The organism is Streptomyces sp. NPDC006368 (genome assembly GCF_040612535.1).
Lineage (GTDB): Bacteria > Actinomycetota > Actinomycetes > Streptomycetales > Streptomycetaceae > Streptomyces.
In genome coordinates, this window is record NZ_JBEXQK010000020.1 from 49,671 (window position 1) to 64,739 (window position 15,069).

General features: G+C 72.9%; 13 protein-coding genes. 7 read left to right on the top strand and 6 right to left on the bottom strand.

The annotated features are described in order from the left end of the window. Positions 1 to 78 precede the first annotated feature (78 nt). Together glgX and treY are read left to right on the top strand one after the other, a co-directional pair. Entirely contained in the window at positions 79 to 2,199 is a 2,121-nt protein-coding gene (glgX, locus tag ABZZ38_RS17230) for a glycogen debranching protein GlgX (RefSeq protein ID WP_356740369.1), read from the top strand. Between the two features lie 332 nt (positions 2,200 to 2,531). Next, positions 2,532 to 4,871, top strand: a complete 2,340-nt coding sequence (gene treY / locus ABZZ38_RS17235; RefSeq protein ID WP_356740371.1) for a malto-oligosyltrehalose synthase — start codon at positions 2,532 to 2,534, stop codon at positions 4,869 to 4,871. A 10-nt stretch (positions 4,872 to 4,881) separates the two neighbouring features. Here the strand turns inward: treY and ABZZ38_RS17240 are convergent, their stop codons facing one another. Next, entirely contained in the window at positions 4,882 to 5,439 is a 558-nt protein-coding gene (locus ABZZ38_RS17240) for a DUF1707 and FHA domain-containing protein (RefSeq protein ID WP_356740373.1), read from the bottom strand. Between the two features lie 172 nt (positions 5,440 to 5,611). On the opposite strand from ABZZ38_RS17240, the gene treZ reads away from it, so the two are divergent. Beyond that, the gene (treZ, locus tag ABZZ38_RS17245; protein WP_356740462.1) at positions 5,612 to 7,357 is read left to right on the top strand and encodes a malto-oligosyltrehalose trehalohydrolase; all 1,746 of its coding nucleotides are present in this window, start codon (positions 5,612 to 5,614) and stop codon (positions 7,355 to 7,357) included. 24 nt (positions 7,358 to 7,381) lie between these two features. Here treZ and ABZZ38_RS17250 read toward each other — a convergent pair whose 3' ends face one another. Continuing rightward, positions 7,382 to 8,008 carry a nucleoside/nucleotide kinase family protein gene (locus ABZZ38_RS17250; RefSeq protein ID WP_356740375.1) on the bottom strand — a complete coding sequence of 209 codons (627 nt, stop codon included), beginning with the start codon at positions 8,006 to 8,008 and terminating at the stop codon, positions 7,382 to 7,384. 62 nt (positions 8,009 to 8,070) lie between these two features. On the opposite strand from ABZZ38_RS17250, the gene ABZZ38_RS17255 reads away from it, so the two are divergent. Then, a complete protein-coding gene (locus ABZZ38_RS17255) occupies positions 8,071 to 8,460 on the top strand; it encodes a VOC family protein (protein ID WP_356740377.1) in 390 nt (129 codons plus the stop codon). 84 nt (positions 8,461 to 8,544) lie between these two features. Here ABZZ38_RS17255 and msrB read toward each other — a convergent pair whose 3' ends face one another. From msrB to ABZZ38_RS17275, 4 genes are all read right to left on the bottom strand, one after another. Continuing rightward, the gene (gene msrB / locus ABZZ38_RS17260; protein ID WP_356740379.1) at positions 8,545 to 8,958 is read right to left on the bottom strand and encodes a peptide-methionine (R)-S-oxide reductase MsrB; all 414 of its coding nucleotides are present in this window, start codon (positions 8,956 to 8,958) and stop codon (positions 8,545 to 8,547) included. A gap of 10 nt (positions 8,959 to 8,968) precedes the next feature. Then, positions 8,969 to 10,366 (bottom strand): UDP-N-acetylmuramate--L-alanine ligase, encoded by a 1,398-nt coding sequence (gene murC, locus ABZZ38_RS17265; protein WP_356740381.1) that lies wholly within the window; start codon positions 10,364 to 10,366, stop codon positions 8,969 to 8,971. An 81-nt stretch (positions 10,367 to 10,447) separates the two neighbouring features. Continuing rightward, positions 10,448 to 10,933, bottom strand: coding sequence for an indole-3-glycerol phosphate synthase (locus tag ABZZ38_RS17270; RefSeq protein ID WP_356740383.1), 486 nt, complete (start codon positions 10,931 to 10,933; stop codon positions 10,448 to 10,450). 115 nt (positions 10,934 to 11,048) lie between these two features. After that, a complete protein-coding gene (locus ABZZ38_RS17275; protein WP_356740385.1) occupies positions 11,049 to 11,819 on the bottom strand; it encodes a pyrimidine reductase family protein in 771 nt (256 codons plus the stop codon). Positions 11,820 to 11,882: 63 nt separating this feature from the next. On the opposite strand from ABZZ38_RS17275, the gene zapE reads away from it, so the two are divergent. From zapE to ABZZ38_RS17290, 3 genes are all read left to right on the top strand, one after another. After that, entirely contained in the window at positions 11,883 to 12,938 is a 1,056-nt protein-coding gene (gene zapE / locus ABZZ38_RS17280) for a cell division protein ZapE (RefSeq protein ID WP_356740464.1), read from the top strand. 60 nt (positions 12,939 to 12,998) lie between these two features. Continuing rightward, on the top strand, positions 12,999 to 13,424 hold the full coding sequence (locus ABZZ38_RS17285) for an OsmC family protein (protein WP_356740387.1): 426 nt from the start codon (positions 12,999 to 13,001) through the stop codon (positions 13,422 to 13,424). A 141-nt stretch (positions 13,425 to 13,565) separates the two neighbouring features. Continuing rightward, the gene (locus ABZZ38_RS17290) at positions 13,566 to 14,924 is read left to right on the top strand and encodes an alkaline phosphatase PhoX (protein ID WP_356740389.1); all 1,359 of its coding nucleotides are present in this window, start codon (positions 13,566 to 13,568) and stop codon (positions 14,922 to 14,924) included. Positions 14,925 to 15,069: the final 145 nt, after the last annotated feature.

Here is a 15,069-nt window from a genome sequence, read left to right on the forward strand (position 1 = left end):
GGAGCTCGCACCACTTTCATGGAGGATCGGACTCGAACAACCCCCTTAAGCCGGATCAGAAGTGGAAGAGTCTTATCTATGCAGGTCTGGCCGGGACAGGCGTATCCGCTCGGCGCCACGTACGACGGCGCCGGGACCAACTTCGCGGTCTTCTCCGAGGCCGCCGACCGGGTCGAGTTGTGCCTTCTGCACGACGACGGCTCAGAAACCGCGGTGGAGCTGCGCGAAACCGACGCGTTCGTACGGCACGCGTACCTGCCCGGCGTGATGCCGGGCCAGCGGTACGGGTTCCGGGTCCACGGACCGTACGCGCCGGAGCGCGGGCAGCGCTGCAACTCCGCGAAACTCCTTCTCGACCCGTACGCGCGGGCGGTCGCGGGCGCCATCGACTGGGGCGAGGCGGTGTACGGCTACCACTTCGGCAGGCCGGACTCCCGCAACGACCTCGACTCGGCGCCGCACACGATGACGTCCGTCGTCGTGAACCCGTACTTCGACTGGGGCGACGACCGCCCGCCGCGTACCGACTACCACCGGACGGTGATCTACGAAGCACATGTGAAGGGGCTGACGATGCTCCATCCGGCCCTGCCGGAGGAGCTCCGCGGTACGTACGCGGGCCTCGCCCACCCCGCCGTGATCGAGCACCTGACCGAACTGGGGGTCACGGCGCTCGAATTGATGCCCGTGCACCAGTTCGTCAACGACCACCGGCTGGTGGACTCGGGGCTGGCGAACTACTGGGGCTACAACACCATCGGCTTCTTCGCCCCGCACAACGCGTACGCCTCCTGGGGCGACCGGGGCCAGCAGGTGCTGGAGTTCAAGTCGGCGGTGCGCGCCCTGCACCAGGCGGGCATCGAGGTCATCCTGGACGTCGTCTACAACCACACGGCCGAGGGCAACCACCTGGGGCCCACGCTCTCCTTCCGCGGCCTGGACAACGCCTCGTACTACCGGCTCGCGGACAATCCCCGGTACTACATGGACACCACCGGCACCGGGAACTCGCTGCTGATGCGCTCGCCGCACGTGCTCCAGCTGATCATGGACTCGCTGCGGTACTGGGTGACCGAGATGCACGTCGACGGGTTCCGCTTCGACCTGGCGGCGACGCTCGCCCGCCAGTTCCACGAGGTGGACCGGCTGTCGTCGTTCTTCGACCTGGTGCAGCAGGACCCGGTGGTCAGCCAGGTCAAGCTGATCGCCGAGCCCTGGGACGTCGGTGAGGGCGGCTACCAGGTGGGCAACTTCCCGCCCCTGTGGACCGAGTGGAACGGCAAGTACCGGGACACGGTGCGTGACCTGTGGCGCGGGGAACCGCGCACGCTCGCCGAGTTCGCGTCACGGCTCACCGGGTCGTCGGACCTCTACCAGGACGACGGGCGGCGCCCGCTCGCCTCGGTCAACTTCGTGACCTGCCATGACGGCTTCACGCTGCGCGACCTCGTGTCGTACAACGACAAGCACAACGAGGCCAACGGCGAGGGCAACCGGGACGGCGAGAGCCACAACCGCTCCTGGAACTGCGGCGCGGAGGGCGAGACCGACGACGAGGGCGTGCGAGAGCTGCGCATGCGCCAGATGCGCAACTTCATCGCCACGCTGATGCTGTCCCAGGGCGTGCCGATGCTGAGCCACGGCGACGAGTTCGGGCGGACGCAGGGCGGCAACAACAACGCGTACTGTCAGGACAGCGAGATCGCCTGGGTGCACTGGCCGGAGCCGGAGTCCGAGGAGGCCGCGTCACTGCTGGAGTTCACCCGTTCGATGGTCTGGTTGCGGCGTGACCACCCGGTCTTCCGGCGGCGCCGCTTCTTCCACGGCCGGCCGGTGGAGGGCACGCGCGACGAGCTGTCGGACATCTCCTGGTTCACCCCCGAGGGTGAGGAGATGCACGCCCGGGACTGGCAGGCGGCACACGCCAAGGCGCTCTCCGCGTTCCTGAACGGCAGCGCGATCTCCGAGCCGGGCCCGCGCGGGGAGCGGATCGCGGACGACTCGTTCCTGCTGATGTTCAACGCGAGCGCGGAGGACCTGGAGTTCGTCGTGCCGGTGAACCACGGGCGGCAGTGGCAGGTGGTGGTCGACACGGCCGTCCCCGAGGGCATCGAGCCCGGCCAGGGCGCGAAGGTCGCCGCGGGCGACCGGCTCACCCTGATCGGCCGCAGCCTGACGGTCCTGCGACGGCCCGCGTAGGCCTGCCGCTCGTAGGGCCCGCACGGGGAGCGGGGAAGGTCACGCGGCCTGCCGGGCCGCGTGACCTTCCCCGCACCCGTCACCGGTGGGGCGCCCGACGCGCACGAGGACGGTGTGGGCCGCCGGCCGGCGCGGTCCCCCACCGAACGGGTCCCGGCGGGCACAGGGCGGTGGGCAGTCGGCCGACGAGCGACAGCCGGGGGCAGCACGCGACCCAGCAGGCCACTGACGTCGCGTCACGTACCGAACACGGTGCGAACATCACGTGGCGTCAGGCGTAAATCGCATGAGGTGATGACAGAGAAGCCGCCCAACCGGGTACGTACGTTCGCATGACGCCCAACGCGACCTATCGGCTTCAGATCCAGCCGGACTTCCCCTTCTCGGCCGCCGGGGAAGCGGTGCCCCACCTCGCCTCGCTGGGGGTGTCGCACCTGCACCTGTCGCCGGTCCTGGAGGCGGTCCCCGGCTCGACGCACGGGTACGACGTCACCGACCACAGCCGGGTGCGGGAGGAACTGGGCGGCGAGGAGGGCCTGCGCGCCCTCGCGCGCACCGCCCGCGCGCACGGCCTCGGTCTGGTGGTGGACCTGGTGCCCAACCACATGGCGGCCTCGCCACGCCACAACCGGGCGCTGTGGGAGGTGCTGCGGGACGGCCCGGAGTCCCCGTACGCCCGCTGGTTCGACATCGACTGGGCGGCGGGCGGCGGCAAGGTGCTGCTCCCGGTGCTCGGCGGCCGGATCGGGGACGAACTGGGCCGGATGCGCGTCGCGGACGGCAGACTGACGTACGGCGAGCAGGAGTTCCCGCTGCGGCCCGGCACGGAAGCGCTGGCGCTGCCGGAACTGCTGGACGCCCAGTGGTACCGGCTGTGCTGGTGGCGGTTGGCCCGCACGGAGCTCAACTACCGGCGCTTCTTCACCATTTCCGATCTCATCGGGGTGCGGGTGGAGGACGCCGAGGTGTTCGCCGCGACCCACGGGAAGATCCTGGAGCTGGTGCGCGACGGGGTCGTCGAGGGCCTGCGCATCGACCACCCCGACGGACTGGCCGAGCCCGAGGCGTACCTGCGGCAGCTGCGCGAGGCCACGGGCGGGGCCTGTTGGACGGTGGTGGAGAAGATCCTCACCGGGGAGGAGCGGCTGCCCGCCGGATGGGCGGTCGCGGGCACCACCGGGTACGACGCCCTCCACCGTATCGACGGGCTCTTCGTCGACGAGGAGGGCGCGGTGGAGCTGGCCGGCCTGTACCGGCGGTACGCCCATCCCGCCGGGGACCGCGGCGGTGACTGGGAGGCGACGGCGCGGCGCGCCGCGTACAAGGTGGTGACGCACGAACTGGCGGCCGAGGTGGCGTTCCTGACGTCGGCGGCGGCGCGGATCTGCGCCGCCGACCCGGCGCTGCGCGACCACGCGCCGTGGGCGCTGCGCGCGGCGATCCGGGAGCTGCTGATCCGGGTGCCGGTCTACCGGCCGTACGGGCCGGGTGCGGAGGACGTCCTCACCGCCGATGCGGCGAGGGGCGCGAAGGAGACGTTCACCGTCCCGGAGGAGGCGGCGGCGGTCGACGTCGTACGGGACCTGGCGCTGGGGCGGCTCGGGGAGGGTCCGGACCAGCGGGCTTTCCTGACGCGGTTCGCGCAGACGTCGTCGGCGCTGCGGGCGAAGTCGGTCGAGGACACCGCCTTCTACCGGTACACGCCGCTGATCTCGGCGAACGAGGTCGGCGGGGATCCCGGCAGGCCCGCGGTGAGCCCGGAGGCCTTCCACGCGTACTGCGCGCGGCTGGCCCGTGACTGGCCGGCCACCGGAACGGTGCTGTCCACGCACGACACCAAGCGGAGCGCGGACGTGCGGGCGCGGATCGCGGTCCTGTCGCAGTGTCCGCAGCGGTGGGCGAAGCTGCTGGACGACGTGGCGGGGACGGCCGCCCCGGACGGGCAGCTGGCGTGGGTGGCGTGGCAGACGGCGTTCGGGATGGGGTCGCCGGAAGGCTCCGTCGACGCCGGCCGGCTGGAGGGCGCGCTGTTGAAGTCGGCACGGGAGGGGGGGCTGCACACCAGCTGGACGGAGCCGGACGCGGGCTACGAGCGGGCCGTCGCGGAGTTCACGGCGGCGGGCCCGGCCGGGGCGTCGCAGTACACCGTGGGACTGCTGGCCCGGGAGCTCGATCCGTACGCCCGGGCGAACGTCCTGGGCGCGGCGCTCGTCCACCTCACCATGCCGGGCGTGCCGGACCTGTACCAGGGCACCGAGCGGGAGTACCTGGCGCTGGTCGACCCGGACAACCGGGACCCGTTCCGCGCGGGCGCGCCCGACGCGAAGACGGCGCTCACGCGCGCGGCGCTGCGGTTGCGGCGCCGGCGCCCGGACGTGTTCGGCGCGTCGGGGACGTACGTGCCGCTGGACGCGACCGGCCCGGCGGCGGCGCACTGTCTGGCCTTCTGCCGGTCCGGGCAGGCGGTCACGGCGGTCACCCGGCTGTCGCTGCGGCTGGCGGAGGCGGGTGGCTGGGGCGACACGTCGCTGACGCTGCCGGAGGGGCTCTGGTACGACGCCCTGGACGGGCGGGAGTTCAGCGGGCCGGTGGCGCTGGCGGAGCTGTTCGCCGCCCGGCCGGTGGCCCTGCTGAGCCGCGAGCCGCAGGCGCACGCGGCGCCGGAGTCGTGAACCGAGGTGGTCAGCGGGTGGAGCGCGCCATGAGGCGGAAGCTCATCCGGCCGAAGGCGACCAGGTCGCCGGCCCGGACGACGACCGTGCCGGTGACGCGGCGGCCGTTGACGGTGGTGCCGTTGGTGGAGCCGAGGTCGCGCAGCACCCACTGGCCGCCCATCAGGCTCAGTTCGGCGTGCAGGCGGGAGACCGTCTCGTGGCTGAGCCGCAGCCCGTTGGCCGGATCGCGCCCGATGCGCAGCGGGTACGGGCCGGGCTCGGGCAGCAGCAGCTTCGGCAGCCGCTCGGCCTGCCACGCCCGCCCCAGCTGCGCGGTGAACGCGGACATCCGCTCGACGGCCCCGAAGAGCCGCTTCGACCAGCGGCCTTCGGGGCGCAGGTCGTCGGTGAGCGCGGCCAGTTCGTCGGGGCGGCGGGCGACCAGGGCCAGCTCCATGCGCCGCAGGAAGGTGTCGTGCGACAGCCTGCCCTGCGCGGCGCCCTCCCGGAGCATCCCGAGCGCACGGTCCCGGTCGGCGTCGGACAGCCGGGCGGGGTACGTGTGGAACTCGGAAGGGGACGTCACACGAGTGATTGTCGGTCCGGCCCGCCCGAAGTGTCCAGACGTGGCCCGCGGCATGTGACGGAGCGCGCGCACGCGCCGCGACGCGGCCGCCGCTTTCGGCCGAGTGGCGTGCTTCGTGTTCCCGATCTTGCCAGGATGGAAGGTACCGGGGGACGACGACGAGGGGAACGCCATGCTGTTCGAGGTGTGGGCGCCGAAGGCGGAGGAACGGGTCGAGCTCCAACTGGAGGGTGAGCGGCGCCCATTGGAGCGCGACGCGCGGCGGGACGGCTGGTGGGCGGTCGATGCCGAGGCGGGAGAGGGCGCGCGGTACGGCTTCGCGCTGGACGGCGGGCCGGTGCTGCCCGATCCGCGGTCGCGCCGCCAGCCGGACGGTCCCGACGGTCCGAGCGCGGTGGTGGACCACGCGGCGTACGCGTGGCGGCACCCGTCGCCGTCGCGCGGGCTGCGCGGCGCGGTGCTGTACGAGCTGCACATCGGTACGTACACGCCCGAAGGCACGCTCGACGCGGCGGCCGGGCGGCTGGGCCACCTGGTCGACCTGGGCGTGACGCACGTGGAACTGATGCCGCTGTGCCCCTTCCCCGGCCGGCACGGGTGGGGGTACGAGGGGGTGTCGCTGTGGGCCGTGCACGAGCCGTACGGGGGGCCGGAGGCGCTCAAGCGGTTCGTCGACACGGCGCACGGTCTCGGTCTCGGCGTGGTGCTGGACGTGGTGCACAACCATCTGGGCCCGTCGGGCAACTACCTGCCGGCCTTCGGCCCGTACTTCACGGACACCCACCACACGCCGTGGGGTGCGGCCGTCAACCTGGACGCGCCCGGTTCGGACGAGGTCCGCGCGTTCCTGCTGGGCAGCGCGCTGGCCTGGCTGCGGGACTACCGAATCGACGGGCTGCGGCTGGACGCGGTGCACGCGCTCGCCGACACCCGGGCGCTGACCTTCCTGGAGGAGCTGTCGGCGGCCGTGGACGAGCTCTCCGCCGAACAGGGCCGCGAGCTGTTCCTGATCGCCGAGTCGGACCTGGGCGACCCGCGCACGACGAGGCCGCGCGAGGCGGGCGGCCTGGGGCTGCACGCCCAGTGGAACGACGACTTCCACCACGCGCTGCACACCACGCTCACCGGCGAGTCGCAGGGCTACTACGCCGACTTCGCGCGCGCCCCGCTCGGCGCCCTCGCCAAGACGCTCCAGCACGTCTTCTTCCACGACGGCACGTACTCGACCTTCCGGGGCCGTAGGCACGGCCGGCCCGTCGACCGTGAGCGGACGCCCGCGTACCGCTTCCTCGCGTACGCCCAGACCCACGACCAGGTCGGCAACCGGGCCACCGGGGACCGGCTGGCGGCGTCCTGCTCTCCCGGGCTGCTCGCCTGCGCGGCGGCGCTGGTGCTGACCGGGCCGTTCACGCCGATGCTGTTCATGGGTGAGGAGTGGGGCGCGGGCACGCCCTGGCAGTTCTTCACCGACCACACGGACCCGGAGCTCGCGGAAGCCGTGCGCACCGGGCGGCGGCGGGAGTTCGCTGAGCACGGCTGGGCGGCGGAGGACGTCCCCGATCCACAGGATCCGGCCACCCGGGACCGGTCCTGCCTGGACTGGACGGAGCCGGAGCGCGAGCCGCACGCCGCGCTGCTGGCCTGGCACCGGAGGCTGATCGCGCTGCGGGCGGCCCAGCCCGACCTGACCGACCCCGACCTGGCGGCCGTCCGGGTCGCCCATGACGAGTCGGCCCGCTGGCTGGCGTACCGGCGCGGCGACCTGAGGATCGTCCTCAACTTCGCGAAGGAGCCGGCGCGGATCCCGCTGGGGGCTCCGGGGCGGGTACTGGCGGCGTGGGGGGACGTCGACGACCCGGACGGCGCCGGGGTGCTGTCGCTGCCCGCGGAGTCGTGCGCCGTCCTGAGGGACGTCTGAGGCCCGCGCCGTTCTGTCGCGGCGTCAGGGCACCGGGACGACGAGGTCGGCGCGGGTGCGGCCGGTGGCGACGAGGCGGGCGTTGGCCTCGTCGGACTCGCGGACCCAGCGCTCGGCCTCGGGGCGGTCCTTGCCGAAGCGGATGTGACGCTCGACGAGCCGGCTGACGCGGCGGCGGTCGTCCGGTTCCAGGAACCAGACCTCGTCGAGCAGGGCGCGGACCGGCGCCCAGGGGCCTTCGTCGTGGAGCAGGTAGTTGCCCTCGGTGACGACGAGCGGGACGTCGGGAGCGACGGGGATGCTCCCGGCGACCGGCTCCTCCAGGCCGCGGTCGAAGGCGGGCGCGTAGACGGTGACGCCGGGTTCGGGGGCGCGCAGGCGGGCGAGGAGGGCGGCGTACCCGGCCGCGTCGAAGGTGTCGGGGGCGCCCTTGCGGCCGGTGCGGCCCAGGCGGCGCAGCTCGGCCTGGGCGAGGTGGAAGCCGTCCATGGGCACGAGGACGGCGAGGGGGCCGAGGCGTTCGACCAGGCGGCCGGCGAGGGTGGACTTGCCCGCGCCGGGGGCTCCCGCGAGACCCAGGACGCGCCGGGTTCCGGGCACGGCGAGGCGGCGTGCGCGGGCGGTGAGCTCGGCGAGCTGCTGGGACTCCATGGGGGCATTGTTCCCGGTGGTCCGGCGCACCGCACCGCTGGTCATACGTATAACGTGGTCCCATGTCGTACATCGCCCTGGTCACCCTCGTCGTCCGTGACTACGACGAGGCCATCGCCTTCTACACCGGACCGCTCGGCTTCGCGCTGGTCGAGGACAGTCCCAGGGAGGACGGGGGCCGCTGGGTCGTCGTCCGGCCGCGCGGCGCCGGCGCCGGTACGGGGCTGCTCCTCGCCCGTGCCGGGGACGGGGAGCAGCGGGCGAGCGTGGGCGCCCAGACCGGTGGGCGGGTGGGGTTCTTCCTGCACACCGAGGACTTCACCGGCGACCGGGCGCTGATGCTCGCGGCGGGCGTGCGCTTCCTGGCGGAGCCGCGCCACGAGCCGTACGGGACGGTGGCGGTCTTCGAGGACCTCTACGGCAACCGCTGGGACCTGCTGCAACCGGCGTGACCGGCCCCTCACGGTGAAGCGGGGCCGCCCCGGAAGGTTCCGGAGGCGGCCCCGCTTCGTCGCACCGCGCCCGCGGCGGCCCGGCTAGGCCTGGTCGTCCGCCGGCGTGAGACGCAGCGAGACGGAGTTGATGCAGTACCGCTGGTCCGTCGGCGTGGGGTAGCCCTCGCCCGCGAAGACGTGCCCGAGGTGCGAGCCGCAGCGCGCACACCGCACCTCGGTGCGGAGCATGCCGAAGGAGCGGTCCTCGATCAGTTCGACCGCGTCGGTGTCCTTCGGGTCGTAGAAGGACGGCCAGCCGCAGTGCGACTCGAACTTGGTCGTGGACGTGAACAGTTCGGCGCCGCAGGCCCGGCAGGAGTAGACGCCCCGGGTCCTGGTGTCGGTGTACTCACCGGTGAAGGGGCGCTCCGTGCCCGCCTCGCGCAGGACGTGGTACTCCTCGGGGGACAGCTCCGCACGCCACTGCTCGTCCGGTTTCTCGACGTCGTACGCCATGCGCTCTCCCTCAGTCTCGGTCGGCCAGGCGGGCGAGGATCAGCGGACCGAGGTCCGTGACGTCGCCCGCGCCCATGGTGAGAACGAGATCACCGGGCCCGGCCATTCCCGCGACGACGTCCGGCACGGCGTCCTTGTCGGCGACGGGGGTCACGTCGGCGCCCGCGGCTCGGGCGGCGTCGGTGATCAGGGCGCTGGTGATGCCCGGGATCGGGTCCTCGCGGGCCGGGTAGATGTCCAGGACCACGGACGCGTCGGCGAGCGCGAGCGCCTGTCCCATCTCGGTGCCCAGCTCCTGGGTGCGGGAGAAGAGGTGCGGCTGGAAGACCACGAGGAGGCGGGCGTCCCCGGCGGCGGAGCGCATGGCCTCCAGGTCGGCGGTCATCTCGGTGGGGTGGTGCGCGTACGAGTCGATGACCTGGACGCCCGCGGCCTCGCCCTTGAGCTGGAGGCGGCGGCCGACACCGGTGTACGCGGTGAGGGCCTGGGCCAGCGCGGCGGGGTCGATGCCGGTGCGGGCGCCGGCGGCGAGGGCGGCGGCGGCGTTGTGGGCGTAGTGGCGGCCGGGCACGGAGACCGTGAAGGTGTGCTCGGTGCCGTCGAGGGAGACGGTGACCTCGCTGGTCATGCCCTTGGGGGTGATCGCGAGGATCCGGACGTCAGAGTCGGCCGACTCGCCGACGCGGACGATGTGAAGGTCCTCGCGGCCGGCGACGCGGCGGGCCAGTTCGCGGGCGCCGCCGTGCTCGCCGACGACCAGCGTGCCCCCGGACCGGATCTTGGCGACGAACGCCTCGAAGGACTCGTAGATCTCGTCCATGGACGCGTAGTTCGCGTGGTGGTCGAGCTCGACGTTGAGGACGATCGCGACCTCGGGGTCGTACTTCTGGAAGCTGCGGTCGCTCTCGTCCGCCTCGGCGACGAAGAGCTCGCCGTCGCCGTGCAGCGCGTTGGTGCCGGGCCCGGCGAGGTCGCCGCCGATGGCGTACGACGGGTCGAGGCCCAGCTCGGTGAGGGCGACGGCGAGCATCGAGGTGGTGGTGGTCTTGCCGTGCGTGCCGGCCACCGCGATGGCGCGCAGCCCGGTCATGAGCGCGGCCAGCGCGTCGGAGCGGTGGACCACCGGGATGGACAGCTCGGTGGCGCGGGCGAGCTCCGGGTTGTCGGCCCGGATCGCGCTGGAGACGACGACGCAGGTGGTGTCGTCGGCGAGGTGGTCCGCGGCGTGCCCGATGTGGACGGTCGCGCCGAGCGCCCGCAGGGCGGCGGCGGTGTCGGAGTCGCGCGCGTCACTGCCGGCGACCTTGGCCCCGCGCTGGGCGAGGATCTTCGCGATGCCCGACATTCCGGCGCCGCCGATGCCGATGAAGTGCGGCCGTTCCATGGCAGCAGGGATGGCGGGTGCCATGCGTGTGTCTCCCCGGGTGTGACGTGGTGTGCGTGGTGCGACGTGACGCGCCCGTGGCGCGCCGTACGTGCGGGGCCCAGCCTATGCCGTCTCCCCGTCGTCGTTGTGCGCGAAGAGTTTCAGCACCGGTACGCCGACCTTGTGGCGCGCCCGGGAGGCCCAGTCGCGGTGGAAGAACTCCTCCACGTAGTGCGGGGCGGTCAGCACGATCACCTCGTCGGCGCGCGCTTCCTCGACGACGGCTCTCAGCTTGTCCAGGGGGTGCTCCTCGACCACCTGGCCCACCGCTTCGCAGCCGGCGTCGCGCAGGGCCTGCAGCGAGTGCTCCAGGGCGGCCTGCGCGGGCAGTCTGGCGGCCTTGCCCTCGGGCTCCGCGCCCTCCTGGACCGCTTCCTTGATCTCGCCCAGGGCGACGTCGTCGATGGCGCGCAGCAGGACGACGGACTGGTCGCCGCGGGGCTGCATGAGCACGATGAAGGAGGAGCCCTCGTCGCCGTGCAGGGTGGTGACGAATTCCACGTCCACCCTGGAGAGCGGCTTCTCGATCATGAGAACGCTTGTGAACACCTCGGGAGCCCTTCTGCGGAAACCATCCTTCCCCGTGCGCGCACGGGGACTGCGAGATAAGTGTGCCCACAGGAAGCGAACAGGAACGACATATTCCGCTTCCCGGTCACGTGGGTCACGCCCGTCGGTACCGGGTGAAAAGAAAACCTTCCTCCTCCAGTACGGAGGCGAGCGCGAACCGCTCCGGAACCACGAGCGACGGCCCGCCCGCGATCCGTTGCGCGTTTCCCGCCGTCAGCAGCGGCGACACCGTCAGGCACAGTTCGTCCAGTGCCCCGGCGGCCACCAGCTGCCCGAGCAGCCGCGGCCCGCCCTCGGTGAGCTGGCGGGTCAGCCCCCGCGCGGCCAGCGCCCGCAGCGCCCGCACCGGCTCCACACCCGGCCCGTCGCCGGCGACGATCACCTCGGCGCCCGCCGCCTCGGCCGCGCGGACCCGGTCCGCGGGCGCCGCGGCGCCCGTCAGCAGCAGCGTCGGGACGAGTGGCCCGGTGAACAGCGGGGCGGCGAAGTCCAGCTCCAGCGAGGCGCTGACCACGGCGATCGCGGGCGCCGGGCCCTGTCCGGCCGCCGCCCGCCGGGCCGCGAAGGCCTCACGCGCGCGTGCCGGGCGATAGCCCTCCCGCCGTACCGTTTCGGCACCGACGATCACCACGTCGGCCAGCGCCCGCAGGGTGCCGAAGATCCGCATGTCGGTGGCGGACGAAATGGGCTCGGAGCGGCCGTCGTGCTGGGCGGCCCCGTCCAGGGACGACACCATGTTGGCGCGCAGCCAGGGCCGCTCCGGATACGCGTAGGCCTCCGCCAGCTCGTCGAGGGACCACTCGCGGTCCCGGGCGGGAGCGTGCGCGGCTGATGTCTCGTCGGTCACAGGGAACAGGCGTCGCATGCCGTGCAGTCTGACACGGACCTTAGAGTGGGAAACGTGTCCACCAGCGCGTCCACCAGTGCCATGACCGAAGCGGCCCCGCAGTCCCTGTGCGCCCGCGAGCCGGTCGTCCCCGCCGATCGGCTGGTCGCCGAGATGGTGCCGCCGCCGCGTTTCGACGCGGTGCGCTTCGAGACGTACCTCCCCGACCCGAACCAGCCGAGCCAGACCGAGGCGGTCCGCGTCCTCGGCTCCTTCGCCGCCGGGCTCGGCGGCGCGCACGCGACCGGCGCGGGCCGGCGGCGCTGGTTCGCGCGGAAGCCGGCCGCGCCGGCCGCGCCGCGCGGGGTCTATCTGGACGGCGGGTACGGCGTCGGCAAGACCCACCTGCTGGCGTCGCTCTGGCACGCCACACCGGCCGAGCCGTCACTCAAGGCGTTCGGCACGTTCGTGGAGCTGACCAATCTGGTGGGCGCGCTCGGTTTCCAGCAGACCGTCGCCACGCTCAGCGGCCACCGGCTGCTGTGCATCGACGAGTTCGAGCTGGACGACCCGGGCGACACCGTCCTCGTGTCGACTCTGCTCGGCAAGCTGGTCGACGCGGGTGTCGCGCTGGCGGCCACCTCCAACACCCTGCCCGGCAAGCTGGGCGAGGGCCGGTTCGCCGCGGCGGACTTCCTGCGCGAGATCCAGGGGCTGTCCGCCCACTTCCGCCCCCTGCGGATCGACGGTGAGGACTACCGCCACCGCGGACTGCCCGAGGCCCCGCCGCCGTACGCCGACGAGCAGGTGACGCGCGCGGCGCGCGCCACGCCGGGCGCGTCGCTCGACGCCTTCCCGGATCTGCTGGAGCACCTGGCCCGGGTCCACCCGAGCCGGTACGGCGCGCTGACCGACGGCATAGCCGCGGTCTGCCTCACCGGGGTGGCGCCGGTGCCGGACCAGTCGACCGCGCTGCGCCTGGTCGTCCTCGCCGACCGGCTGTACGACCGCGAGGTGCCCGTTCTGGCCTCCGGGCAGCCGTTCGACCGGCTGTTCAGCGACGAGATGCTGAACGGCGGGTACCGAAAGAAGTACTTCCGGGCCATCTCACGGCTCACCGCGCTGGCGCGCGACGCGAAGGGACTGGTGGAGCAGTAGGTTGGGGTGCCGGACACCCCTCACCCATTGGGGTCGCACACCATCCGAAGGGAACGCGCCATGGCCACCACGCGTCACGCGCACACCGTCTGGGAAGGCAACCTCGCCGAGGGCACGGGCACCGTGTCCCTCGACTCCTCCGGCATCGGCCGGTACCCGGTCTCCTGGCCGGCGCGCGCCGAGGAGCCGAACGGCATGACGAGCCCCGAGGAGCTCATCGCCGCCGCCCACTCCAGCTGCTTCTCGATGTTCCTGTCCGGCTCCCTCACCAAGGCCGGAAACCCGCCCACCCGCCTGAACACGCAGGCGGACGTGACCTTCCAGCCCGGCAAGGGCATCACCGGCATCCACCTCACCGTGGAGGGCGAGGTGCCGGGCCTGGACGAGGCCGGCTTCCTCAAGGCCGCCGAGGACGCCAAGGCGGGCTGCCCGGTCAGCCAGGCGCTCACCGGCACGGAGATCACCCTCACCGCCAAGCTGGCCTGACCCGGCAGTCGCACGAGGCGACGTGGCCCGCATCGTTCACGTGTCACCACACCGCGTGGTACACACGTGCGGGTCACGTCACATCTCCTGTCCTCCCCCACCGCTGTGGCGTCCGGGGAGCCTTCCACAGGGAGTTGCCTCATGTCAGCGACACGACGTCAGATCCTGGCCGGCACCGGCGCCTCCGTCGCCGCGATCGCCTTCACCGGAGCGTTCTGCGAGCTCTTCGCCGGTACGGCCGCAGCCCGCGGCCACGCCGGTTACGGCCCCCTCCTCCCCGACCCCGACGGCCTGCTCGACCTGCCGAAGGGCTTCCGCTACACGGTGCTGTCCCGGGAAGGTCTGCGGCTCCGCTCCGACGAGGGGCAAGTGCCCGGCAACCATGACGGCATGGGCGCCTTCCGCGGGCGACGCGGCCGGGTCCACCTCGTACGCAACCACGAGAACCGCGCCACCGCCCCCACAGGGGTACCGACCGTCAGCGGCCTGACCTACGATCCGGCCGGCAAGGGCGGCTGCACGGTGATAGATCTGGACGGTCGCAACAACGTCCTCGGCGAGCGGGTCGGCATCGCGGGCACGGCCGTCAACTGCGCGGGCGGGCCGACTCCCTGGAACACCTGGCTCACCTGCGAGGAGACCGAGGACAGGGCCGGGACGAACGGCTACACCAAGGACCACGGCTTCATCTTCGAGGTCGACCCGGCCGACCCGCGGCGCACCGGAGCCGTACCGCTGACCGCGATGGGCCGCTTCCAGCACGAGGCGATCGCCGTCGACCCGTACAGCGGGATCGTGTACGAGACGGAGGACGCCTTCCAGCGGCCGTTCGGGCTGTTCTACCGCTTCCTGCCCGTCAAGCCGCTCGGCGGGGCCGGGTCGCTGCGCGCGGGCGGCACCCTGGAGGCGATGCGGGTGCCGGGCGTGCCGGACCTGTCCGCCATCGACGAGACCGGCGCGGTGTTCGAGGGGATCGAGTGGGCGCCCGTGCCGGACAGCCAGGCGCGCGAGACCCCCATCCGGCACCAGGACTTCGGCTCCAAGGGCATCACGCACGCCCAGAAGCTGGAGGGTTGCTACTGGCGCGGCGACTGCGTCTACTTCGTGTCCAGCTTCGCGCGCGCCGCGCAGGGCTCGGCGGCCGACCACTACGGCCAGGTGTGGAGGTACGAGCCTCGGCGGCGCCGCCTCACACTCGTCATCGTCTTCGGGCCGAGCACCGACATCCGGCTGCCGGGCGAGTCGCCCGACAACATCTGTCTGGCGCCGGGCGGCGGCCTGATGGTGAGCGAGGACGGTGACGGCGCCCAGCACGTGTACGGGCTGACCAAGCGGGGCGAGGTGTACCCGGTGGCGCGCAACGCGCAGAACATCGGCACGGACGAGGCACCGGAGTGGGGCGAGTTCGCGGGTGTCACCTTCTCGCCCGACGGGCGCACGATGTTCGTGAACTGCTACACGCCGGGCACGACGTTCGCGGTCACCGGCCCGTGGCACTGACGCGGGGACACGGCGACCCGTCCACACGGTGGCCGGTCGCCGTGACGCGGGGGTGGTGTGAGGCCCTGACTCGGGGGGTGCAGGTGACGCGGTGACGTCCTGACGCGGGGCGGCAGCCCGTCACTCGTGTTACCCGCGCGTAACG